Origin of the sequence: Streptacidiphilus jeojiensis (assembly GCF_042510965.1) — a bacterium.
Taxonomy (GTDB): Bacteria; Actinomycetota; Actinomycetes; order Streptomycetales; family Streptomycetaceae; genus Streptacidiphilus; species Streptacidiphilus jeojiensis.
Window position 1 is genome coordinate 272,333 of sequence record NZ_JBEUKS010000006.1, and the last position, 22,052, is coordinate 294,384.

The following is a 22,052-nucleotide window of genomic DNA, read 5'->3' on the forward strand; positions in this document are numbered from 1 at the left end:
CTTCCCCGCCGTCGACTGCCGCGGCCCGCCGCCTTCGGACTCACGCTTCTCGGATCCGGGGCGCTTCGGCCCTCTTCGCCGCGACGGCGCTGGCGCTCACGGCAGCGGGGTGCAGCAGTTCGGCGACGACCACAGCGAGCAGCGGCTCCTCGGGGGACAGCAGTTCCACAGCCTCGTCCTGCGGCACCGTGCCGGCTGCCTCCTTCAAGGACACCGCCGGCCTGGTCAAGGCGCTGGGGGCGCAGTACGAGGCCGCCTACAGCGGCTACTCGGGCACCGTCCAGGCCAGCAAGTGGGCCACCTGGAAGCCCACCAGGACCAGCGGCTTCACCATCGGCATCTCCGAGTCGCAGCTCAGCAACCCGTACCAGACGCTGATCAACACCTCGCTGCAGCAGTACCTCAAGGCCGACGGGTACAAGGTGATCGACCTGGTCTCCAGCAACGAGGTGACCAGCCAGATCGCCCAGTTCAACCAACTGATCACCGACAAGGTCGATCTGATCATCTATCAGCCGCTGGCCTCGGGCTTCGAGTCGGTGGTCGACAAGGCGGCGGCGGCCGGCATCCCGTCCATCTCGATGCTGAACAACGTGGTGGACGCCAACACCGTCAATGTGGTCCCCAACGCCTTCGCGGCCGGTGAGGCGCAGGCCGCCGCGGTCGCCAAGATCATGGGCGGCAAGGGCGCCATCCTCGGGGTGCACGGCATCAAGGGCGTCCCGATCGACACCGACACCTTCAACGGCGCCAAGGCGGCGCTGAAGCTCTGCTCGGGGATCACCCTGGACGACTCGATCTACACCGACTTCTCGCCCACCACCGCGCAGACCGACGTGCAGCAGTACCTGGCCGCCAACCCGACCAAGACCATCGGCGGGGTGCTGGAGGGCGGTCCGATGACCACCGGCATCATCTCGGCCTTCCAGAAGTCCAACGTCACCGTGCCGACCGTCGCCGACAACGGGCTGACCACCGGCGGCGTCGCCTACTGGACCGCCAACTCCGGCAAGTACCAGGGCGTCGGCCTCTACAACCCGGGTGACGGGCTGGCCCAGGCGGTGGCCCAGGTCGCCAAGAACATGCTGGACGGCAAGGGCGTCAAGGTCTCCGACATCGTGATCAACCCGCCGCTGGTGACCAGCGACAACCTGTCGGGCTTCAGCAAGTCCAGCTTCAAGGTCGGCGACGCCTCGACGGTCACCCAGTCCGACGTCGACCAGCCCTTCGCGACCAGCAGCTACATCGACGGCTTCTTCGGCCAGTAGCAGCCCAGTAGCAGCACGGAAGCCGAAGGCGGAGTCGACGAGCACGTCGACAGGCAAGGAGTGGTGCGTTGAACGAGCAGAGCCAGGCGGATCGCCCGGCCGTGCTGGAGGCCGCCGGACTCGCCAAGGCGTTCGGGGCGACCAGGGCCCTGCGGTCCTGCTCGCTGCGGATGCCGGCCGGCGAGGTGCACGCGCTGATGGGGGAGAACGGGTCGGGGAAGAGCACCCTGGTGAAGATCCTCACCGGAGTGCACGCCCCGGACTCCGGAACCCTGACGGTCGACGGCCGACCGGTCCGCTTCGGCGGTCCGGCGGCGGCGATCCGGGCCGGGGTGATGGCCGTCTACCAGGAGGTGCTGGTGGTCGGACCGCGCTCGGTGCTGGAGAACGTCTGGCTCGGCGCGGACGGGGTGTTCCGGCGCAGGGTCGCCGAGGCCGACAAGCGCAGCAGGGCCGCCGCGGTCCTGGCGGAGCTGCTGGAGCAGGTGCCCGACCTGGACACCCCGGTCGAGCAGCTGTCCCTCAGCGACCGCCAGGCCTGCGGAATCGCCCGCGCCCTGGTGCGCGGCCCCAAGGTGCTGATCCTGGACGAGGCCACCAGCGCCCTGGACGTGGCCACCCGGGACCGGCTGTTCCGGGCCGTCGCCCGGCGCAAGGCGGAGGGCATGTCGGTGCTGTTCGTCTCGCACCGGATGGACGAGGTGGACGCCATCGCCGACCGGGTGTCGGTGCTGCGCTCCGGCGAGTCGGTGGTCACCCTGGACGCGGCCGAGGCCACCACGGCCGAGCTGGTCCGGCTGATGACCGGCTCCGAGCACCTGGCCGGCGCGTCCGCGGCCGAGGTCGCCGGGCGCGCACCGGACCCGGCGGCCCCGGTGCTGCTGCGGGCCACCGGGGTGCGGCTGCACCCCGGCGCCGAGCCGGTCGACTTCGAGCTGCGGGCCGGTGAGGTGGTCGGCCTGGCCGGACTGGAGGGCCACGGCCAGGACGCCTTCATCAAGGCGCTCTGGGAGGGACCGCCCGGGGAGGGCTCGGTGCTGCGCACCGTCGACGGCACCGGGGCGCCGATCCGCTCCGAGCAGCAGGCCGCCGCGGCGGGCATCGGCTACGTTCCGCGGGACCGCAGGGCCGAGGCCCTGTTCGGGACCATGTCGATCCGGGAGAACTTCAGCGCCGCGACGCTCCGTCAGGACCGCCGCTCCGGACTGCTCTCCCGCAGGGCCGCGCAGGAACGGTTCGCCCCCTACCGCAGCGCGCTGAAGATCCGGATGGGCCGCGGGTCGGACCCGGTCTCCACCCTGTCCGGCGGCAACCAGCAGAAGGTGGTCATCGCCCGCTGGCTGGCCCGCGACCCGCAGGTGCTGCTGCTCAACGACCCGACCCGGGGCGTCGACATCGGCGCCAAGCGCGACATCTACGCGCTGCTGGCCGAACTGACGGCCCGTGGGGTGGCGGTGGTGATGCTGTCGACCGAGGTCGACGAGCACATCGAGCTGATGGACCGGGTGCTGGTCTTCCGCGAGGGCGCCCTCTCGGCGACCCTGACCCGGGCCGAGCTGACCCGGCAGTCCCTGGTCGCCGCCTTCTTCGGCCGCACCGTCGACGAGGGCCCGGTCAGCGGCACCCTCGACGGCCCTGGCACCGGCCCTGGCACCGGCCCAGACGCCGGCCCTGACGACGGCCCTGGCGACGGCAGCACCGACGGCCCCACCACCCCCGCACTCACACCGGACGGTGCCGCATGACCGCCCTCGCCTCCGTCCGGGCCCTGCTCGCCCGGCGCCCCTACGCCTTCGCGGCGCTGCTCACGCTCACCCTGCTGCTGATCGACATCGCCGTGCAGCCGGCCTTCGCCGCTCCCTCCAACTGGCCCGCCGTACTGGCCTCCTTCGCCCCGCTGGCCTGCGCGGCGATGGCCAGCACCCCGGCGATCCTGTCCGGCGGCGGCGGTATCGACATATCCATCGGCCCGGTACTGACCCTGGTCAACATCGTCATCGTGGCCGACCTGCTGCCCAACGGCCTGACCTCGCCGCTGCTCGTGGTCCCGATCTGCCTGGCCGTCGGCGCCGCCATCGGCGCGATCAACGGCTTCATGGTCGCCGTGCTGCGGTTCCAGCCGGTGGTCGCCACCCTGTGCGCCAACATCGTCGTCGGCGGCCTGGCCACCCAGGTCCAGGGCGGCTCGGTGCCCACCGGCAGCACCGGCTGGACCAAGGACCTGGCCGGCTCCTTCGGCCCGGTCCCCGGCGCGCTGCTCACCATCGGCGCGCCGCTGCTGATCTGGGTGCTGCTGGCCCGCACCCCCTTCATCAAGGCCCTCTACGCGGTCGGCGGCGACGACGCCACCGCCTACTCGGCCGGGATGAACGTCCCGGTGGTGCGGATCGCCGCCTACGCCCTCGGCGGCCTGTACGCGGGCATCGCCGGCATCGCGCTGATGTCCCTGATCAGCGAGGGCGCGGCGAGCATGGCCACCCAGTACACCCTGCTGGCCATCGCCTCGGTGGCGCTCGGCGGCACCGCGCTCAGCGGCGGCCGCGGCTCGCTGGTCGGCTCACTGCTGGGCGCCGGCAGCATCTACCTGATCAACAACCTCCTCAATGAAGTCAATGTGTCCACCCTGTGGTCCACCGCGATCTACGGGGCGCTGCTGCTCTTCGCCGTGGTCGTCGGAGCGGTGCTGACCAACACCCGCCGGAGGACCGCATGAGCGACACCGCGCTGACCGACACCCCCGCCGCTCCGGAGACCGCCGGCGGACGCCCGCCGCTGGTGGCCCAGCTCTCGGACTGGCAGCGCCGCTTCCCGCTGCTGCAGATCGTCGCCCTGGTCGCGCTCTACGGGTACGGGCTGGCCACCATCGACGGCTTCGGCTCGCACCGGGTGCTCTACGCGATCCTGATCAACGCCTCGCTGCTCGGTCTGGCCGGCGCCGGACAGACCATCGTGGTGCTGGTCGGCGGCATCGACTTCTCCATCGCCGCCTTCATCTCGGCCGGCGACGTGGTCATCGCCGAGCTGTGCGGCACCTACCACTGGTCGGTGCCGGCCGCGGCGGCGGTCGCGCTGGCCGTGGGCGCGGCCGGCGGGCTGGTCAACGGGCTGCTCTCGTTCCGCTTCAAGGTCGAGCCGCTGATCGTCACGCTGGGCGTGAGCGCCCTGGTCTCCGGACTGCTGCTGAAGTGGATCAACGGCGCCGCCACCGGGGTCACCCCGGCCTGGCTCGGCGACCTCACCGCCGCCAACGGCACCACCTTCGGCCTGGCCGTCCCCCCGGTGGTGCTGATCTGGGCGCTGGTCGCCCTGGTCATCGGCCTGATGCTGACCCGTACCCGGGCCGGGCGCCACCTCTACCTCACCGGGGTGAACCAGCAGGCCGCCAAGCTGTCCCTGGTCCGCGTCGGCCGGACCTGGATCTGCGCCTACGTCGCCAGCGCGGTGCTGGCGGTCTGCGTGGGCATCCTGCTGGCCGGCTACTCGGGCTCGGGCAACGTCACCGTCGGCGACCCCTACCTGTTCCAGTCCCTGGCCGCGGTCATCGTCGGCGGCACCATGTTCGGCGGACGCGGCGACTACTGGCGCACCGTCCTTGGCGCGCTGGTGCTCTCGGTGGTCGCGCTGCTGCTCAGCGCCGCCCAACTGCCCTCCGCCGAGCAGCAGATGATCACCGGCGGACTGATCCTCGCGGTGGTCGGCCTCTACGGCCGCGAGCGCCGTCTGCGCGACCGCATCTGACCAACCGTCACCCCATCCTCCAGGCCAGTCGCCTGGGCCACTGACCTGCCGTCATCTCCGACGGCACCGGCCGGTCACTTCGTGCTGCGCCGGTACGGACGACAAAGGAGTTGTTCATGACCTTCTCCACCCGCACCAGCCGGGTCTCGCGACGATCGATCATCGTCGCCGGCTCGGCGGCAGCAGGCGCACTGCTGCTCAACCCGGTCACCGCCGTCGCGGCCCCGAGTACGGTCGGCGGCGGCCGGGAGCTGACGGTGGGGGCCGGCGAGTCCCTGACCGTCTCCGCCACGACCAGGCTCAGCCGCCTCACCATCGCCTCCGGCGGCTCGCTGGTCGCCCCGGACGGCTACAACCTGACGCTGACCGTCGGCGGCGTGGAGACCGGACAGCTGCTCACCCCGACCGGCGGCACCGTCACCACCATCCAGCCCGGCGTCTACCGGGGCGACGTCGTGCTGACCGTGGCCGTGGCCAACCCGATCGCCTTCGGCAACCTCACCTTCCCGTTCCGCCAGGCCCTGTACGTGGACGGCGACGGCGTCTCCCGCACCAAGTCCGTGCTGGCCGGCGTGGTCGGCGGCCAGGTCACCGACTCCTACGCCCGCAACATCCGGCTGCAGTCCACCGGCGAGGCCTACAACGGCGTCTACGTCGCCGGCGGCTCCTACGCCCTGCGCAGCCCCGGCATCGCCTTCGACGGCAACGGCCGCTGCGACTTCGTCGGCTACGGCGCGGCGATCGTCGGCACCGGCACCTCGACCACCCTGGTGGTCGAGGACGCCACCATCGACAACACCGGCGTGGTCCGCACCGGCGTCATCGCCGACGGCGGCGCCAACATCGTCGTCAAGAACTCCACCATCAGGGTCAAGGACGGCGTCCTGCCCTCCGACTACCGCTCCACCGTCGACACCTCGGTGATGGAGTCGGCCCCCTGGATGCTCAGCATCGGCGGCAACGTCCGCGCCACCAATCTGCTGGGCACCGAGACCCGCGCCTCGTACGTCAACTCCAGCATCGAGTCCGAGAACTGGGGCGCGCTCTCCACCGACAACGGCCAGAACGGCACCCTCACCGCCATCAACTGCCGGGTGGCCAACACCGGCACCGCCGGCGGCTACGGCTCCTACGCCATCGGCAACGCCACCGAGAACTTCCTCGGCTGCCGGTTCGACGTGGCCAGCTACGCCACCATCAACCGTGGCGGGACGGTCTACTACGCCGACAGCACCCGCGCGGCGGTGGCCGCACTCAACACCAGTCTGGAGCTGGGCCTCAGCGCCCGCGAGCTGGCGGCGATCCCGGTGCGCAACACCGTCATCGACTCCAAGCGCTTCGGGGTGATGTGGCACGGCGCCGGCAGCGTCGACATCAGCGGCGGCACGGTGCTCAACTCGCGTACCGCGACCTTCCTGGACAAGGGCCAGCAGGTCTCCATCGTGGTGGACGGGTCCGGCGGCGCCCGGCTGAACCCGGGCAACGGCATCCTGGTCCAGGTGATGGAGAACGACGACCCGGGACCGCAGATGGTCAACGGCGTGCTGCTGAACACCGGCGTCTACACCGAGCCGACCACCGCCGCCAGCAAGGACAGCAGCTTCGACAACACCGCCGCGCACGACACCGACGCGGTCGCCGCCTTCACCGACATCCGGCTGAAGGGCGACTTCTACAACGGCATGCGCGGCGGCCTCAACCTGGTGCTCACCTTCACCCGCAGCCAGGTCGAGGGCGTGATCTCGGCGACCACCACCAAGCACCACATCGACAGTATCGGCGCGGACCAGTACCTGCAGCTCGGCGAGGTCACCAACACCCCGGCCGCCGCGGTCAACAACGGCGTCGTGGTCTCGCTGGCGGCCGGCTCCCGCTGGACCGTCACCGGTACGTCCTACCTCACCAGCCTCACCCTCGCCGCGGACGCCGTCGTCACGGCCCCGCGCGGACGCCAGGTCACCATGACGGTCGACGGCACCACCACCGCCATCGCCGCGGGTGCCAGCTACAGCGGCGCCATCGTCGTCCAGGCCGGTTAGCCGGCAGCGCCAGAAGGCCCGGCTGCTCTCCGGCAGCCGGGCCCTTGCTGTTGCGGTCTCAGGACGGGGCGATCATCCCCGCTGACAGATCGATGTCGGCGCCGCAGAGGCCGGGCATGCCCAGCATGGCGATGAGCGCGGCGGCGACCTCGTGGTTCTCGACCAGGCGGCCGAGGGCGGCGCGGGACGCGAAGGCGTGCTCGGCGGCTTCCGGGGTGGTGCCGGTGAGCTCCGCCTCCAGCCGGAAGTTCCGGGCCATCCGGGGGCCGCGGATCGGCCCGGGGGAGAGGGAGTTGACGGCGACTCCGGCTGGGCCGACCTCCCCGGCGAGGGTGCGGGTGAGCCCGAGCAGGGCCATCTTCGAGGCGGTGTACGGGGTCCGGTTGAGCAGCGGGCGCTTGCCGCTGACCGAGGCGACATTGACCACGTCGCCCCGGCCCGCCGCCAGCATCGGCGGCAGGAAGGCGCGGCAGAGCAGGTAGACGCCCCGGACGTTGGCGGCGAACACCTCGTCCCATTCCGCCGGGTCGATCTCGACCAGCGGTTTGACCGGTCCGGCGATCCCGGCGTTGTTGACCAGGACGGAGACCTCCTCCCCGGCCTGCGTCAGCCCGGCCGCGAGCGCGGCCACCGAGGCCGGGTCGGCGACGTCGGCCAGGGCGGTGCGTCCGCTGCCGCCGGCCTGCTCGACCCCGGCCAGGGTCTCGGCCAGGGTGGCGGGATTGCGGCCGACCAGGAGCACCCGTAGCCCCGCTTCGGCCAGCGCCAGTGAGAAGGCACGGCCGAGCGGGCCGCCCGCGCCTGTGATCAGGGCGGTACGGCCCGCCAGGGGCGAAGCGGAGCTCACCGGCCCTCCGCCCAGGGGAGCGCGTCGCCGGCCGCCCTGGAGGCGCGCAGGTCGCCGGAGCGGGCGTGGCCCTCGAACAGCTCCACCCGGGCCGCGCGCCCGCACAGCCGGCCCAGCAGGGCCTGCGAGGCGGTGTCGGTGACCTCCTGGTAGGTGACCGTCTTCAGGTACTTGCCCACCCACAGCCCGCCCGTGTAGCGCGCGGCACCGCGGGTCGGCAGCACGTGGTTGGTGCCGATCACCTTGTCGCCGAAGGAGACGCAGGTACCCTCGCCGAGGAACAGCGCGCCGTACTGGGTCATCCGCTCCAGCGCCTCGCGCGGGTCCGCGGTCAGCACCTCCACGTGCTCGAAGGCGAAGGCGTCCGCCAGCTCGTACAGCTCGTCCAGCGAGTCGACCACGACGACCTGGCCGTGGTCGCGCCAGGCCGGTCCGGCGAAGTCCCTGGTGGGCATGGTCGGCAGCAGCCGTTCGACCTCGGCGACGGTGGCCTCGGCGACCTCGCGGGAGGTGGTGATCAGCACGGCCGGGGAGTCGGGTCCGTGCTCGGCCTGGGAGAGCAGGTCCACCGCGCAGGTGAACGGGTCGGCCCCGTCGTCGGCCAGGACCAGGATCTCGGTGGGCCCGGCGAACAGGTCGATGCCGATCTGCCCGAAGAGCTGACGCTTGGCCTCGGCGACGTAGGCGTTGCCGGGCCCGGCGATCAGGTCGACCGGCTGCATGGTGCCGGTGCCGACGGCCATCGCGGCCACCGCCTGCACCCCGCCCAGCAGCCAGATCTCGTCCGCCCCGGCCAGGTGCGCGGCGGCCACGGTCGCGGCCGGGATCTCACCGCGGATCGGAGGGGTGCAGGCCACCACCCGGGGCACCCCGGCCACCTTGGCGGTGACGATGGTCATGTGCGCGGAGGCGGTCAGCGGGTAGCGTCCGCCCGGGATGTAGGCGCCGGCGGCCCGCACCGGGATGTGCTTCTGGCCGAGGCGCACCCCCGGCAGCGTCTCCACCTCGAACTCGCCCATGGAGGCGAGCTGGTGCTGCGCGAACGCCCGGACCTGGTCCTGGACGAAGCGGATGTCCTCGATCACCTGGTCCGGGACGGTGGCGACGATCTCGGCGACCTGCCGGTCGCTGAGCCGGAAGGACTCCGGGGACCAGTTGTCGAACTTCTCGGAGTACTCCCGGACCGCCGCGTCGCCGCGCTCGCGGATGTCGGCTATGACGCCGGTGACGGTCGCCCGCACCGCGTCCAGGTCGGCGGCGACGCTCTCCTGGGAGACGGCGTGCTTGAGAACGGTCTGTGCCATGGTGGTGGCCTTTCGGGGGAAGCTGAGGGGGAGGCGAACTGACGGGGGGTCACACCGGCGGGGCGGTGAAGAGCACGTCGGGGTCGTTGAACTGGTCCTTGGCCACCGACTCGCTCATCGGGTCGGCCGTGCCCCACTGGTCCTGGACCATCGGGTCGTCCACGTCGTGCCGGCCCGGGTGCCACAGGTCCTCGTCCAGGATGGCCAGTTCGGTGGTGTACTCCACGGTGTTGCCGTGCGGGTCGTGGAAGTAGGAGAAGGTGTTGTCGCCGGCCAGGTGGCGGCCGGGACCCCAGGTCAGCCGGGTGCCGGCGCGCAGCGCGCGGCCGGTGCCGCGCATGTACTCCTCGACGCCGCGCATCTCGAACGAGGCGTGGTGCAGCGACACATGGGGGCCCCGGGCGATGGCGAAGCTGTGGTGCAGCCGGTTGCAGCGCATGAAGTACATCAGGTCGCCCATGTGGTCGGAGTAGAGCGTGTCGGTGAGCCGGAACCCCAGGTGACGGGCGTAGAAGTCACGAAGGCGTTCCGGCTGCCGGGAGTTGACGACGCAGTGGGAGAGCCGGACCGGGATCGCCTCGCGCTCCTCGATCCTGCGGTGGGTGCGGGTGGCGACGTCCGCGGACACCTCGACCACCCTCCCGTCCGGGTCGAAGAAGCGCAGGCCGTAGCCGCCGCCGGGGGTGTCCATCGGGCCCGGCTCGCGGACCAGGGCCACTCCTGCTGCGGTCAGCTCGGTGGCCAGCCGGTCCACGTCGGCGACGCTGCCGGCGCCGAAGGCGACCAGGTCCATCCGCTTCTGCCGGTCCTTGCGGACCCGGACCACGTACTGCTCGGGGCTGCCCTCGGCGGCGAAGAAGGCCAGCCCGCTGTCGTCGGCGACCTCGGTCAGGCCCCAGGTGTCCCGGAAGAAGGCCCGCTGACGCTCGAAGTCCGGTACGGCGAGCGCGAAGTGACGCAGATGGGTGACGGGTTGGAAGGTCATCGGGGTTGGCTCCTCATGCTGCGGTGGTCGTCCTGGGCGGTCATGCTGCGGTGACGGTGTTGCGCTGCCGGCCCAGGCCGGTGATGGTGCCTTCCAGCACGTCGCCGGGCCGGAGGAAGACACCCCAGTGCGCGCCGTTCCCGGCCGGGGAGCCGGTCAGCAGCAGGTCGCCGGGGAGCAGCGTGGTGGTCGCGGAGGCGTACTCGATCAGCCGGGGGATGTCGAAGATCATGTCCTTGGTGGACTCGTCCTGCCGGACCACGCCGTTGTGGCTCAGGGTGATCCGCAGGTCGCCCGGGTCCCCGACGAAGGCGGCCGGGACCAGGTAGGGGCCGAGCGGCAGGAAGGTGTCGGCGTTCTTGGCGGTGAACCAGTCGGTGCCGATCGCCTTGAGGTCGGGGCGGTAGAGCCGGTCGCGGGTGGTGAGGTCGTTGCAGATGGTGTAGGCGGCGACATGGTCCATCGCGTCCTGGCGGCGGATGGAGCGGCCGCCACGCCCGATCACCAGCGCCAGCTCCAGCTCCCAGTCGTGCTGGACGCCCTCGGCGGGCAGTACCACCCGGTCGTAGGGGCCGCAGACCGCCCGCGGACTGCCGAGGAACAGGTAGGGGACGCCGTTGCGGGCCCGCTCGGCCATCATCAGCTCGGCGTCGGCGCGGGCCTCCGCCGGGGTGGCGCCGTGCACGCTCTCCTTCTCGGCGGCCACCAGGTCCACCACGTGCCGGCGGTAGTTGGCGCCGCTCTGCAGGATCTGGCCGGGGGCGATCGGGGCCAGGACCCGCAGCGCGGACCGGTCGTGCCAGTCGCCCGAGGCGGTGTCCGCGGCCAGCCCGGCCAACTGCGGCAGCACGGCCTCCCAGTCGGCGAACAGCGCGAAGGTGCTGCCCGCCAGCGGGGACAGGTCGCGCACCCGGGCGCCTGCCAGCAGGCCGGGGAAGGCCGGCCCGCCGCTGGAGAACGTCCCCAGCGCGAAGGGACCGGCGAGGGCGGGATCGGCGTCGGTGGTGGGCGGGGCGGTCTCGGGCACGGCGGCTCCTAGGCGGTGCTGGGGTGGTTCTCCTCAGAAAGCTAGGCAGTCGCGGCGGGCGGCGGAAATGCCCATCCGCGATGCCTGGCATCGGGCCGGGCATTGCCGTGCGGGATGGAAGACCTTGCGCGAGGCGATAGCTCCATCCGTTGACGTTGGATCGGGCCCGACGCCAGGGTTCCCACCAGGACTCCAACCCCCCTGCGAGCTGCCGCCGTCCCGCACGGCCGGCACCGCTGCCTCCTGAAGCGACTGAACTGACTCTGAGGAATACCTATGGCCGTCTCGAAGGTGCTCGTCGTCGGCGGCGGCATCACCGGAAGTGTGCTCGCGCTCGCCCTGGCCCGGCGCGGGGTGGCGGTGGACCTCGTGGAGATCTCGCCGCAGTGGTTCGGCGTCGGCCACGGCATCACCGTCCAGGGCAACGCGCTGAAGGCGCTGCGCAGCGTCGGCGTGCTGGACCGGGTGCTGGCCAAGGCGGTCCCCTTCGACCTGATGCGGCTGCGCCGGGCGGACGGCGGCCTGATCGTGGAGCTGGAGACCCCGCACACCGGCGGCGAGGAACTCCCGTCCACCGCGGGCGCCCTGCGCGCGGACCTCCAGGACGCCCTGTGCGACGCCGTCTACGCGGCGGGCGTGCGGGTGCGGCTGGGGCTGAGCGTGACCGGCTTCAAGCAGGACGAGGACGAGGTGGAGGTCGCCTTCACCGACGGCACGTCCGGGCGCTACGACCTGGCGGTCGGCGCCGACGGGCTGAACTCGCAGATCCGCGGGCTGCTGGGGATCGAGACCCGGCCGCGTCCGGTCGGCATGAGCATCTTCCGGGTGGTCGGCGAGCGGCCCGCGGAGATGGACTGCGCCGAGGTCTACTACGGCGGCCCGCGCTACAAGGCCGGCTACTCGCCGATCTCCGACACCCAGTGCTACGCCTACCTGCTGGACGAGAACCTGGACCCGGCCCTGATCGGCCCGCGCGCCCCGCTGGCCCTGCTGCGCGAGCGCGGCGCCGGCTACGGGGGGACCTGGGGGCGGGTCATCGCCGGCCTGCCCGAGGACGCCGCGGTGGACTACCGCTGGATCGAGTCGGTGCTGGTGGACCAGGACTGGTTCCGCGGCCGGGTGATGATCGTCGGCGACGCGGCGCACGCCTGCCCGCCGCTGATCGCCCAGGGCGCGGCGATGTGCGCGGAGGACGCCGTGGTGCTGGCCGAGATGGTCACCGGCGAGGGCGAGTTGGCCGGGATACTGAAGGCCTACATGCAGCGCAGGATGCCCCGGGTGCGTGCGGTGCTGGACAACTCGCTGCAGCTGGCCGAGTGGGAGATCCATCCGGAGACCGAGGGCGCCGACCCGGCCCGGATCATGTCCGAGACGCTGGAGTTCCTCAAGGCGGAGGCGTGACCGCCGCAGCCGCCCCCGCCGGGGCGGCCGTGGTGGACTTCCACGGCCACCTCGCCGTCCCCGAGGCCGACGCCCTGGTCGCCGGGACGGACGGCTTCGCCCGCGAGCTGACGGCGGAACAGCGCTCCCACTCGGCCGAGTCGCTTGTCCTGAACCGCCATCAGCTGGCGAGCAGAGCCCAGCAGTTGACGGACGTCCGGCGGCGGCTGGCCGACCTCGACGCGATGGGCGTCGACGTCCAGGTGGTCGGCCCGATGCCGATGCACCACTACTGGGCCGGCCCCGCCCTCGCCGCCGAACTGGCGGAGACCGTCAACGCCGCCGTCGCCGCGCACTGCGCCCAGGCCCCGGAGCGGCTGCGCGGCCTGGGCACCGTCCCGCTCCAGCACGCCGACCTGGCCGTGCGCACCCTGCACCGGGCCCTGTCGGTGCACGGGCTGGACGGGGTGAGCGTCTCCACCACCGTCGAGGGACGGGAGCTGGCCGACCCGGTCCACGACCCGTTCTGGGCGGCGGCGCAGGAGGCCGGAACCCTGGTCTTCCTGCACCCCTGGGGCTGCTCGCTGGGCGAGCGGCTGGCCACCCGCTACCTCGGCAACACCGTGGGCCAGCCGGTGGAGACCACGGTGGCGCTGTCGCACCTGATCTTCACCGGGGTGCTGGACCGGTTCCCCGGGCTGCGCCTGGTGGTGGCCCACGGCGGCGGCTACCTCCCCACCTACCTGGGCCGCTCGGACCACGCCTGGCAGCACCGCCCGGACGCGCGCGGCTGCGCCGAACCGCCGTCCGCCTACCTGGAGCGGCTCTGGTTCGACGCCCTGGTCTACACCCCGACCGCGCTGCGGCAGCTGGTGGCGGCCGTCGGCCCGGACCGGCTGGTGCTGGGCACCGACTACCCCTTCGACATGGGCGTCGACGATCCGGTGCAACGCCTGGACGCCGCCGGCTTCGCACCCGGGATCCGCGCCGCCATCGCCGGAGGCACCGCGCTCCGGCTCCTGCAGCAGAAAGGCCACCGACCATGACCACGCTCGGCCCGATCGAGGAGGAGCTGGCCAAGGCCCGCGCCGCCTACCGCAACTGGGGCCGCTGGGGCCCGGACGACGTGCTGGGCACGCTCAACCACCTCGACGACGCCAAACGCGCCCACGCCGCCGGGCTGGTGCGACGCGGCCGGGCGATCTCGCTGGCGCTGGAGTTCAACGAGGACGGTCCGCAGCGCGGCTTCCGCGGCCGGATCAACCCGGTCCACTACATGAAGGACACCGGCACCGACGCCGCCGCCGACCGGCAGGGCTTCCCGCACGGCTTCGGCGGCGCCGACGACCATGTGGTGATGCCGCTGCAGGCCGGCACCCAGTGGGACGGCCTCGGCCACATCTACGACAACAAGCGCGCCTGGAACGGACGTTCCTGCACCATCGTGAACGGGAACGGCGACAGCGTCACCGGCATCGAGCACATGGCCGACGACTTCGTCGGCCGCGGCGTGCTGCTGGACGTCGGCCGGGTGGTCGGCGAGGACGGGATGGAGCTGCCGGACGGCTTCGCCATCACCGAGGAGCACCTGCGCGCCACCATCGAGGCGCAGGGCCCGACCTCCAGCGTCCGCCGCGGCGACATCGTGCTGATCCGCACCGGCCAGATCAACCGGGTGCGCCGCAACGGCGGTTGGGGCGAGTACGCGGCCGGGGCGGCGCCCGGGATGTCCTTCTCCACCCTGGGCTGGCTGCACCGCACCGAGATCGCCGCCGCCGCCACCGACACCTGGGGGTTCGAGGTGCGCCCGTACGAGTTCCCCGACCCCTGCATGTCGCCGCTGCACCAGATCGCCATCCCCAACATGGGCCTGCCACTGGGCGAGATGTTCGACCTGGAGGCCCTGGGCGCGGACTGCGAGGCCGACGGGGTGTACGAGTTCCTGCTGGTCGCGGCGCCCATCCCGGTGACCGGGGCGGTCGGCGCACCGGTCAACCCGATCGCGGTCAAATGAACGGCTTCACCGGCACCCTCCACCTGCCCGGGGACCGGGACTTCGAGCAGGCCTGCGTCGGCCGGGTCTTCAACGCCCGCCGCCCCCTGGCCGCCGAACGCCGACCCGCTGCGGTGCTGGAGGCGGCCACCGAGCAGGACGTGGTCGAGGGCGTGCTGCTGGCCCGGGAGCGCGGCTGGCAGGTCGCGGTCCGCTCGGGCGGCCACAGCTGGGCCGCCTGGAGCGTCCGCGAGCAGGCGCTGCTGATCGACCTGGGCCGCTTCCACGAGCTGCACTACGACCCCGACACCGGCATCGTCGTCGCCACCCCCTCGGTCCGCGGCGGCGACGAGCTCAACCCCTATCTGGCCGGGCACGGCCGCTTCTTCAACGGCGGGCACTGCCCCTCGGTGGGCATCGGCGGCTTCCTGCTCCAGGGCGGGCAGGGCTGGAACGCCCGCGGCTGGGGCTGGGCGGCCGAGAACGTCGTCGCCGTCGACGTGGTCACCGCCGAGGGCGAGCTGGTCCGCGCCGACGCCGGGCAGAACACCGACCTCTACTGGGCGGCGCGTGGCGCCGGCCCCGGCTTCCCCGGCGTGGTCACCCGCTTCCACCTGCGCACCCGCCCGCTGCCGCAGGCGCTCACCCACACCGTGCACGCCTATCCGCTGGAGCTGTTCGACCAGGTGATGACCTGGCTGCACACCGTCCACCACACCGTCGGCGACTGCGTGGAGATCGTCGCGCTGACCCAGACCCCGCCCGGCCACGAACGTCCGCTGCTGCTGGTCACCGGCCTGGCCCTGGCGGACACCCCGGCCGAGGCGGCCGAGGCGCTGGCCCCGCTGCACGCCAACCCCTACCGCGAGCAGGCCCTGTTCCGCGTCGAGGCCGAGCCGACCAGCTTCGCCGAACAGCTGGCCGGCCAGCGCACCGCCAACCCCGAGGGCCACCGCTACCTGGTCGACAACGCCTGGCTGCGCGGCAGCGCGGCCGAGGTGGTCCCGGCGATGCGGACGGTCTTCACCGGGCACCCGGTGCCGGGGGCCTTCACCATCTGGTTCTCCATGGCCCCGCTGCGGGCGCTCCCGGAGATGGCCTTCAGCCTGCAGTCGGAGATCTACTGCGCGGCCTACGTGGTCCATGACGACCCGTCACAGGACGCCCGGCTGCGCGGCTGGCTCGACGGCGCCATGGCCGAGCTGCAGCCGGTGACGGCGGGTCAGTACCTGGGCGATTCCGACTTCACCAACCGTCAACTGCGCTTCCTCGGCGACGAGCAGTGGGACCGGCTGCAGCGGATCCGCGCCGACCGCGACCCCGGCGCGCTGTTCGCCGGCTACCTCACCGCCACCGGGGACGCCCCCGCCAACCGCAACCACTGGGAGTCCTGAGATGCGCTTCGCCACCTACGAGAGCAGCGGGGCCGAGCACTCGGCCGTCCTGGACGCGGACGGCGACCGGCTGCACCCGCTCGACGAGAGCCTGACCGCCCTGGTCACCCGCGGCGACCCGGAAGCCCTGCGCGCGGCGGGCGAGCGAGCCCTGGCCGGCCCGGCCGGCCCCCGGCTCGCGGAGGTCCGGCTGCTCGCTCCGTTCCAGGCCCCCAGCATCCGCGACTTCGTCGGCTTCGAGGCCCATATCGAGGGGGTGTCCAAGAGCCTGGACGGACTGGAACACGTCCCCGAGGTCTGGTACCGGGCGCCCGCCTTCTACTTCACCAACCCGCACGCCTCCTACGGCGCCCACGACGGCGTCCCGGTGCCGGCCGGCTGCCGGGTACTGGACTTCGAGCTGGAGGTCGGCGCCGTCATCGGCCGCTCCGGACGGAATCTGACCCCCGATCAGGCCGGTGCGCACATCCTCGGCTACCTGGTCTTCAACGACTGGTCGGCCCGCGATCTGCAGAAGCCCGAACGCGAGCTGGGGCTCGGCTTCAGCAAGGGCAAGGACTTCGCCAACACCCTGGGCCCCTGGCTGGTCACCGCCGACGAGGTGGAGCAGCACCGGGACGCCGACGGCTATCTGGACCTGGCCATGAGCGTCAGCCTGAACGGCGGGCTGATCGGCCGGGACACCCTCGCCAACGCCTCCTGGACCTTCGAGGAGATGATCGCCTACGCCACCCGCGACGCCTGGGTCCGGCCCGGCGACATCCTCGGCTCGGGCACCTGCGGCTGGGGCGCCCTGGCCGAACACTGGGGCCGCAACGGCGAACGCACCCCGCCGCCGCTGCAGCCCGGGGACGAGGTGACGCTGACCGTCGAGGGCCTGGGCACGGTGAGCAACCGGATCCTGCCCGGCCCCGAGCAGGCCTATCTGCCCCGGGCCCGCAAGCGCGGCCGCAGCCCGCGCCCCTGAGCGTGACCGTGACCGTGTGGGCAGGCTGTCAAAGCCGGATCGGACCTTCCCGGCAGCCGGTCGGCTGGTTACAGTCACATTTCGTTCGACCGGTGCGGACGACGACGTCCCACCGGGTTCTGGAAGGACGTGGGCGGATGGGCCTGGGAACGATCGACCTGAACCTGCTGGTGGCGCTGGAAGCGCTGCTGGAGGACCGCAATGTCACCCATGCGGGGCTCAGGCTCTGCACCAGCCAGTCGGCGATGAGCGGCTCACTGGCCCGGCTGCGCCGCCACTTCAACGACGAACTGCTGGTCCGGGTGGGCCGCGAGTACGAGCTGACGCCGCTGGCCGAGCGGCTGCTGCCGCTGGTGCAGGACACCCTGCACAAGGCGGAGGAGGCACTGTCGCTCACCAAGCAGTTCGACCCGGCCCGCAGCCTGCAGCGCTTCTCCGTGGTGATGTCGGACTACATGATGTCGGTGCTGGTCCAGCCGCTGCTGGAGGCCATCGGCGCGGAGGCCCCGGACGTGCGGATCGACTTCCATCCGCTGGTCTACGGGCAGCCCGAGTCGGACACCCTGCTGCGCTGCCACGACATGATGCTGGTGCCGCTGGGCTACCAGCTGCCGGGCGTGAGCGAGGCGGTGATGCACGACCGCTTCGTCTGCATCCTGGACCGGGACAACCCCCGGCTGAAGGACGGCCGGCTGACCCTGCGCGACCTGGCCGAGATGCCGCATGCCGCGGCGTCGTTCGGCAAGAGCCAGACCCCGGCCGGACGGCAGCTGGAGACCCTGGGGATCAACCCCAAGGTGCAGGTCAGCGCGCCCGGCTTCGGCGTGCTGCCGTTCCTGGTGGCCGGCACCGACATGGTCGCCCTGGTGCCGGAGCGGCTGGCGCGCCGCTTCGAGGACTTCACCAGGGTCGTGGTGGTGCCGACCCCGTTCCCGGACGTGCCGCTGGTCGAGGCGCTGTACTGGCACCACAACCGGCACGCCGACCCGGGCCACACCTGGCTGCGCGAGACCATCCGCCGGGTGGGCGCCGAACTGGACGCCGGCCGTCCCGCCCAGGACGCGGCGACTGTCGGTCCCGTGGATGAGACCCATCAGGACCGTGAATTTCCGACCCTGGTCAAGGCCTCCTAGGTTCAGAGGGGCGGGTGTCCACCGCATCCGCCCCCGAACCGGCAACAGGAGGACAGCGTGAGCCGCAGGCGTCTGGAAGGCCGTACCGTCGTCATCACCGGTGCGTCGCAGGGACAGGGCGCCGCTGAGGCCGAGGCCTGCGCCCGCGAGGGGGCCAGGGTGGTCGCCACCGACGTGCTGGACGAGGCCGGCGAGAAGCTCGCCGCCTCGCTCCGGGCCCAGGACCTGGACGTCGAGTACCGGCACCTGGACGTCACCGCGCCGGAGGACTGGTCCGCACTGGCCGACTGGCTGGCGGAGCACCGCACTGTGATCCATGGACTGGTCAACAACGCCGGCATCCCGATGCGGGCCCGGCTGGGCGCGGTGGAGACCGCCGACTGGAACCGGGCCTTCGCGGTGAACACCACCGGCCCGATGCTGGGCATCCAGGCACTGGCACCGCTGATGGCCGCCGGCGGATCCATCGTCAACATCGGTTCGGTGGCGGGGCTCACGGCCCACCACGCGGTCGCCTACACCGCCAGCAAGTGGGCACTGCGCGGCCTCACCCGGGTGGCGGCCCTGGAGCTGGCGCCGAAGGGGATCCGCACCAACATCGTCCACCCCGGCTTCATCGACACCCCGCTGATGGCCTCGGCCAACCCGGTCTTCGCTGCGGCACATCTCTCGCTGACCCCCCAGGGCCGTCCGGGCCTGCCGGAGGAGGTCGCCCCGCTGATCGTGCACCTGCTCTCGGACGAGTCGAGCTACACCAACGGCGCCGAGATCACCGTGGACGGCGGCTACGCCGCGCACGGCGGGGTCAAGGCGATCACCAACGCGCTGGACGCCGACCGGTAGCACGCGGACGGCCCGCTCCCCGTTGCCGGGAGGCGGGCCGCTGTCGGGTGCTGATGGTGAGTCAGACGTCCTTACCGATCAGTTCGATGAGGTTGCCCTCGGGGTCGGCGACCCAGGCCATGTCCACCCCCGGCTCGGGAGAGGGGCCGGGGGCCATCACCTCGGTCGCACCGTGGCCGACCAGGGTGTCGTAGAGCGGCCGCAACTCCGGGACGGTCAGCGCGAAGTGTCCGTACCCCTCGTGCAGGGCCGCCTCCAGCGGGTTGGCGCCGCGCGGGCCCGGCGCGGAACCGGTGCGGTGCAGCAGCTCGATCCGCCAGCCGCGCGGATGCTCCAGCACCACGCCGGACAGGCCGGGCCCGTCCAGGGTGAACTCGAAGACGGTGCGCAGCCCGAAGGCCCTGCTGTACCAGGCGGTGGCCGTCGCCAACTCCCGGACGTTGACGCCCACATGGTCCAGGCGTGCTCGCTGTGTCGTCATCGCTCAGCCCGCCATCGCACTGTCGCCGCCGTCGACCATCAGATTGGCGCCGTTGACGAAGGCAGCCTCGTCCGAGCAGAGGAACGCCGCCACGCGGGCGATGTCCTCGGGCTGTCCGATCCGCCCCACCGGGATGCGCGCCTCCAGGGCCGCCCTCGGTCCGTCCGGGTCGTCCAGGAACGAGGCGGTGGCCGAGGTGCGGGTCATACCGGGGGCGATGGAGTTGACCCGGATCCGGTGGGGTGCGCCGGCCGCACACAGGTGCTTGGTCATCGCCAGCACTCCGCCCTTGGCGGCGCCGTGCGGCACCATCGGCATGAACAGCGCGCCGCGCTCGGCCGCCACCGAGGCGACATTGAGCACCGCGCCGCCGCCCCGGGCGATCAGATGGGGCCAGGCGGCCTGGGTGCAGAAGTAGGGGATGTCCAGCTCGTTCCTGAGCGTGAAGTACCAGTCCTCGGCGGGCATCGAGGCGAACGGGCCGTTCCGCAGCGCGGAGGCGTTGTTGTAGAGGATGTCGATGCCGCCGAAGGCCTCGATCCCGGCCTCGATCCAACTGCGGGCGCAGTCCTGGGTGGACAGGTCCACCGGGGCGAGCGACCGCATCCGGCCGCCGGCCTTCTCTACCAGCGCCACGGTGCCGGCGTCGGCCTCGGCGTCGATGTCGCAGCCGAAGACCCTGGCCCCCTCGGCGGCGAACACCAGCGCGGCGGCGCGGCCGATACCGGCCCCCGTCCCGCTGATGAACGCGGTCTTCCCGTCAAGCCGTCCCATCGCACGCACCTCTCCTCGTCCGCACTGTCGCGGCGCTTGCAGAGTAGGAACAGCGCCGCCACGGGAACAAGGCCTCACCTGCGGTTTCGGCATCACACCTGGGTATGCCTGGCATCTATGTCTCCTGGCTGCGGACCGTAGTGGGCTGGTCGCGCACGCTGTTAAATCAGCAGAGCCCCGCGCCCCTGGGGGCTGCGACTGAACCGCTGTGGGTGAGTTGCAGGACCGTTGGGGGCGCGGGGAACTGCGCGACCCTAGCCCTGCACCGCGGCGAACCGTCCCGCGACCCGAAGGTCCGCCTCGATCCGCTCAGCGGTCCCGCGCAGCGCGGGCAGGACGTCCGCCAGGGTCTGCTCCGGGCTGTTCCGCTGCGCGTGCATCGCGGCGTTGACCGCTGCGACGGTGCGCCCCGCGCGATCGCGGACCGCAACGGCGATCGAGCGCAGGCCGTGCTCCAGCTCGTCGCTGACCATGGCGTAGCCCTGCGCCGCCACCCGCTCCAGCAGCACGGCCAACTCGGCGCGGCCGGTGCCCCCATGCTGTCCGGCCAGCAGTACCTGCCCCATCGCCGTCGCCTCGGCCGGCAGCCGGGTGCCCACGTCGATCCGCACGGCCATGATGCGTTCGCTGGCGGCCCTTGCGGTGTAGCGGATGTCGGTGCCGTCGAGCACCGCCATCGAGGCGGAGTCGTGCAGCCGGGAGCAGAGGTCGCGCAGGTGCGGCTGGGCCAGTTGAGGCAGCGTCAGCCGCGAGAGCGGGGCGAAGCCCAGGTCGAGCGCCTGCGGGGTGATGCCGAACTCCCGTCCCTCCTGGGAGATGTAGCCGAGGTGGTGCAGCGTGATCAGGGCCCTTCGGGCGGTGGCCCGGGGAAGCCCGGTGGCCTGGGCGACGGCGCTGAGGGTGAGCGAGGACCGTCCGCTGCCGAAGGCGGTGAGCACCGAGAGCCCGCGGGCCAGCGACTCCACGAAGTCGGAGCCCGCCTCCTGCTTGGCGTCCGCGGTCCAGGCGGCCGTTGGCCGTTCGGACTCCGTCGTCGGGGGAGGGCCGTGGCGCAGCTCCAGCTCCATCTCCCCGGTCGCCGCCAGCAGTTGCGGTAGCAGCGCCGCCCGCAGGTCCTCGGCGGTGTGCCTGCTGGTGTGGCTCACCACGCTGACCGCGCACACCTGGCGTCCGGCCGGATCCCGTACCGGGGCCGCCAGGGCCACCAGCCCCGGCTCGATCAGCTGGTCGTCCACCGACCAGCCGTCGCGCCCGGCCTGCTCCGTCCGCTGCTCGAACGAGAGCGAGGCACCGGCGGCTGCGGAAGGGGGCGGCAGCGCGGGCCAGTCGTGCGGCTCGTGGGCCGGGCGGCCGCGGTCCGCGGCGAACAGCGGACCGGGTGCGGTGCGGTCGGCCGGCAGCAGGTCGCCGATCCGGAAGCTGAGCGACAGCGAACGGCGCCGGGTCGCCTGGTGCACGAAGCGGATGCCGTCGCGGTCCGGCACGGCGATGGAGACCGACTCGTCCAGCGCGTCGGCCAGCCGGTCGGCGTGCGGGCCGAGCAGGTCCGGCAGGCCCACCGCGAGCAGGTAGGCGTTGCCCAGCTCCATCAGCTGCGGCGCGAGGACGACCTCGCGGCCCTCGGTGCGGACGTAGCCGATCCGGGCCAGAGTTGCCACGATCCGGTCGACGGTGGAGCGGGCCAGGGCGGTGCTGCGGGCGAGCTCGCCGGGGCTGCGACGGCCCCCGGGGGCTGCGGTGAGCTCCCGCAGCACCGCGATGCCACGGATCAGCGGGCCGACGGCTTCGGCGGGCGGAGGCAGCTGGGGCATGGGCTCCTCGGGTGTTGACAGGGTCGCCGGGTCTGCGCAGACTGCGGGTACGGCATTTGCGAACAATA

Annotated in this window: 20 protein-coding genes; 12 read left to right on the plus strand and 8 right to left on the minus strand. The window is 72.4% G+C overall.

Annotation, left to right across the window (positions count from 1 at the left end; translation table 11 throughout):
- Positions 1 to 40: 40 nt before the first annotated feature.
- Positions 41 to 187 carry a hypothetical protein gene (locus ABUW04_RS18775; protein WP_198037353.1) on the minus strand — a complete coding sequence of 49 codons (147 nt, stop codon included), beginning with the start codon at positions 185 to 187 and terminating at the stop codon, positions 41 to 43.
- Between the two features lies 1 nt (position 188).
- On the opposite strand from ABUW04_RS18775, the gene ABUW04_RS18780 reads away from it, so the two are divergent.
- The 5 genes from ABUW04_RS18780 to ABUW04_RS18800 all read left to right on the plus strand — a co-directional run bounded on the left by ABUW04_RS18780 (position 189) and on the right by ABUW04_RS18800 (position 7,045).
- Positions 189 to 1,268 carry a substrate-binding domain-containing protein gene (locus ABUW04_RS18780; RefSeq protein ID WP_380565820.1) on the plus strand — a complete coding sequence of 360 codons (1,080 nt, stop codon included), beginning with the start codon at positions 189 to 191 and terminating at the stop codon, positions 1,266 to 1,268.
- 68 nt (positions 1,269 to 1,336) lie between these two features.
- Positions 1,337 to 3,013 carry a sugar ABC transporter ATP-binding protein gene (locus tag ABUW04_RS18785; protein ID WP_380565821.1) on the plus strand — a complete coding sequence of 559 codons (1,677 nt, stop codon included), beginning with the start codon at positions 1,337 to 1,339 and terminating at the stop codon, positions 3,011 to 3,013.
- Positions 3,010 to 3,981: an ABC transporter permease gene (locus ABUW04_RS18790; RefSeq protein ID WP_030252114.1), complete on the plus strand. Its 972-nt coding sequence runs from the start codon at positions 3,010 to 3,012 to the stop codon at positions 3,979 to 3,981. Before ABUW04_RS18785 ends, ABUW04_RS18790 begins: the two co-directional genes overlap by 4 nt.
- Positions 3,978 to 5,006 (plus strand): ABC transporter permease, encoded by a 1,029-nt coding sequence (locus ABUW04_RS18795; RefSeq protein WP_380565822.1) that lies wholly within the window; start codon positions 3,978 to 3,980, stop codon positions 5,004 to 5,006. The genes ABUW04_RS18790 and ABUW04_RS18795 overlap by 4 nt, the downstream gene beginning before the upstream one ends.
- Before the next feature lie 116 nt (positions 5,007 to 5,122).
- On the plus strand, positions 5,123 to 7,045 hold the full coding sequence (locus tag ABUW04_RS18800) for a hypothetical protein (RefSeq protein WP_380565823.1): 1,923 nt from the start codon (positions 5,123 to 5,125) through the stop codon (positions 7,043 to 7,045).
- A gap of 58 nt (positions 7,046 to 7,103) precedes the next feature.
- On the opposite strand, the gene ABUW04_RS18805 is transcribed toward ABUW04_RS18800, so the two are convergent.
- From ABUW04_RS18805 to ABUW04_RS18820, 4 genes are read right to left on the minus strand one after another with little or no spacing between them, the layout of a single operon-like run.
- Positions 7,104 to 7,892, minus strand: a complete 789-nt coding sequence (locus ABUW04_RS18805) for an SDR family NAD(P)-dependent oxidoreductase (RefSeq protein WP_380565824.1) — start codon at positions 7,890 to 7,892, stop codon at positions 7,104 to 7,106.
- Positions 7,889 to 9,196: a histidinol dehydrogenase gene (hisD, locus tag ABUW04_RS18810; protein ID WP_380565825.1), complete on the minus strand. Its 1,308-nt coding sequence runs from the start codon at positions 9,194 to 9,196 to the stop codon at positions 7,889 to 7,891. The genes ABUW04_RS18805 and hisD overlap by 4 nt, the downstream gene beginning before the upstream one ends.
- Before the next feature lie 49 nt (positions 9,197 to 9,245).
- Positions 9,246 to 10,181, minus strand: coding sequence for a VOC family protein (locus ABUW04_RS18815; protein WP_380565826.1), 936 nt, complete (start codon positions 10,179 to 10,181; stop codon positions 9,246 to 9,248).
- 40 nt (positions 10,182 to 10,221) lie between these two features.
- On the minus strand, positions 10,222 to 11,208 hold the full coding sequence (locus tag ABUW04_RS18820; protein WP_380565827.1) for a fumarylacetoacetate hydrolase family protein: 987 nt from the start codon (positions 11,206 to 11,208) through the stop codon (positions 10,222 to 10,224).
- Between the two features lie 276 nt (positions 11,209 to 11,484).
- Between ABUW04_RS18820 and ABUW04_RS18825 the strand changes: the two genes are divergently transcribed.
- The 7 genes from ABUW04_RS18825 (at position 11,485) to ABUW04_RS18855 (ending at position 18,918) form a co-directional block, all read left to right on the plus strand.
- Positions 11,485 to 12,609, plus strand: coding sequence for an FAD-dependent monooxygenase (locus ABUW04_RS18825; RefSeq protein WP_380565828.1), 1,125 nt, complete (start codon positions 11,485 to 11,487; stop codon positions 12,607 to 12,609).
- The gene (locus ABUW04_RS18830) at positions 12,606 to 13,634 is read left to right on the plus strand and encodes an amidohydrolase family protein (RefSeq protein WP_380565829.1); all 1,029 of its coding nucleotides are present in this window, start codon (positions 12,606 to 12,608) and stop codon (positions 13,632 to 13,634) included. The genes ABUW04_RS18825 and ABUW04_RS18830 overlap by 4 nt, the downstream gene beginning before the upstream one ends.
- Complete coding sequence (locus ABUW04_RS18835) at positions 13,631 to 14,602, plus strand: cyclase family protein (protein ID WP_030252133.1); 972 nt, start codon at positions 13,631 to 13,633, stop codon at positions 14,600 to 14,602. The genes ABUW04_RS18830 and ABUW04_RS18835 overlap by 4 nt, the downstream gene beginning before the upstream one ends.
- Entirely contained in the window at positions 14,599 to 15,975 is a 1,377-nt protein-coding gene (locus ABUW04_RS18840) for an FAD-binding oxidoreductase (protein WP_380565830.1), read from the plus strand. Before ABUW04_RS18835 ends, ABUW04_RS18840 begins: the two co-directional genes overlap by 4 nt.
- 1 nt (position 15,976) lies before the next feature.
- On the plus strand, positions 15,977 to 16,942 hold the full coding sequence (locus ABUW04_RS18845; RefSeq protein ID WP_380565831.1) for a fumarylacetoacetate hydrolase family protein: 966 nt from the start codon (positions 15,977 to 15,979) through the stop codon (positions 16,940 to 16,942).
- A gap of 137 nt (positions 16,943 to 17,079) precedes the next feature.
- On the plus strand, positions 17,080 to 18,075 hold the full coding sequence (locus tag ABUW04_RS18850; protein ID WP_380565832.1) for a LysR family transcriptional regulator: 996 nt from the start codon (positions 17,080 to 17,082) through the stop codon (positions 18,073 to 18,075).
- Positions 18,076 to 18,132: 57 nt separating this feature from the next.
- Positions 18,133 to 18,918: an SDR family NAD(P)-dependent oxidoreductase gene (locus ABUW04_RS18855; protein ID WP_380565833.1), complete on the plus strand. Its 786-nt coding sequence runs from the start codon at positions 18,133 to 18,135 to the stop codon at positions 18,916 to 18,918.
- Between the two features lie 61 nt (positions 18,919 to 18,979).
- On the opposite strand, the gene ABUW04_RS18860 is transcribed toward ABUW04_RS18855, so the two are convergent.
- The 3 genes from ABUW04_RS18860 to ABUW04_RS18870 form a co-directional block, all read right to left on the minus strand.
- Entirely contained in the window at positions 18,980 to 19,399 is a 420-nt protein-coding gene (locus ABUW04_RS18860) for a VOC family protein (RefSeq protein ID WP_380565834.1), read from the minus strand.
- 3 nt (positions 19,400 to 19,402) lie between these two features.
- The gene (locus ABUW04_RS18865; protein WP_380565835.1) at positions 19,403 to 20,173 is read right to left on the minus strand and encodes an SDR family NAD(P)-dependent oxidoreductase; all 771 of its coding nucleotides are present in this window, start codon (positions 20,171 to 20,173) and stop codon (positions 19,403 to 19,405) included.
- Positions 20,174 to 20,427: 254 nt separating this feature from the next.
- On the minus strand, positions 20,428 to 21,984 hold the full coding sequence (locus ABUW04_RS18870; protein WP_380565836.1) for an IclR family transcriptional regulator domain-containing protein: 1,557 nt from the start codon (positions 21,982 to 21,984) through the stop codon (positions 20,428 to 20,430).
- Positions 21,985 to 22,052: the final 68 nt, after the last annotated feature.

Coding starts and splice junctions, on each gene's coding strand:
- ABUW04_RS18835 (WP_030252133.1), top strand. CDS start 13,631: ATGACCACGCTCGGCCCGATCGAGGAGGAGCTGGCCAAGGCCCGCGCC.
- ABUW04_RS18840 (WP_380565830.1), top strand. CDS start 14,599: ATGAACGGCTTCACCGGCACCCTCCACCTGCCCGGGGACCGGGACTTC.
- ABUW04_RS18870 (WP_380565836.1), bottom strand. CDS start 21,984: ATGCCCCAGCTGCCTCCGCCCGCCGAAGCCGTCGGCCCGCTGATCCGT.
- ABUW04_RS18860 (WP_380565834.1), bottom strand. CDS start 19,399: ATGACGACACAGCGAGCACGCCTGGACCATGTGGGCGTCAACGTCCGG.
- hisD (WP_380565825.1), bottom strand. CDS start 9,196: ATGGCACAGACCGTTCTCAAGCACGCCGTCTCCCAGGAGAGCGTCGCC.
- ABUW04_RS18850 (WP_380565832.1), top strand. CDS start 17,080: ATGGGCCTGGGAACGATCGACCTGAACCTGCTGGTGGCGCTGGAAGCG.
- ABUW04_RS18825 (WP_380565828.1), top strand. CDS start 11,485: ATGGCCGTCTCGAAGGTGCTCGTCGTCGGCGGCGGCATCACCGGAAGT.
- ABUW04_RS18795 (WP_380565822.1), top strand. CDS start 3,978: ATGAGCGACACCGCGCTGACCGACACCCCCGCCGCTCCGGAGACCGCC.
- ABUW04_RS18845 (WP_380565831.1), top strand. CDS start 15,977: ATGCGCTTCGCCACCTACGAGAGCAGCGGGGCCGAGCACTCGGCCGTC.
- ABUW04_RS18800 (WP_380565823.1), top strand. CDS start 5,123: ATGACCTTCTCCACCCGCACCAGCCGGGTCTCGCGACGATCGATCATC.
- ABUW04_RS18815 (WP_380565826.1), bottom strand. CDS start 10,181: ATGACCTTCCAACCCGTCACCCATCTGCGTCACTTCGCGCTCGCCGTA.
- ABUW04_RS18790 (WP_030252114.1), top strand. CDS start 3,010: ATGACCGCCCTCGCCTCCGTCCGGGCCCTGCTCGCCCGGCGCCCCTAC.
- ABUW04_RS18865 (WP_380565835.1), bottom strand. CDS start 20,173: ATGGGACGGCTTGACGGGAAGACCGCGTTCATCAGCGGGACGGGGGCC.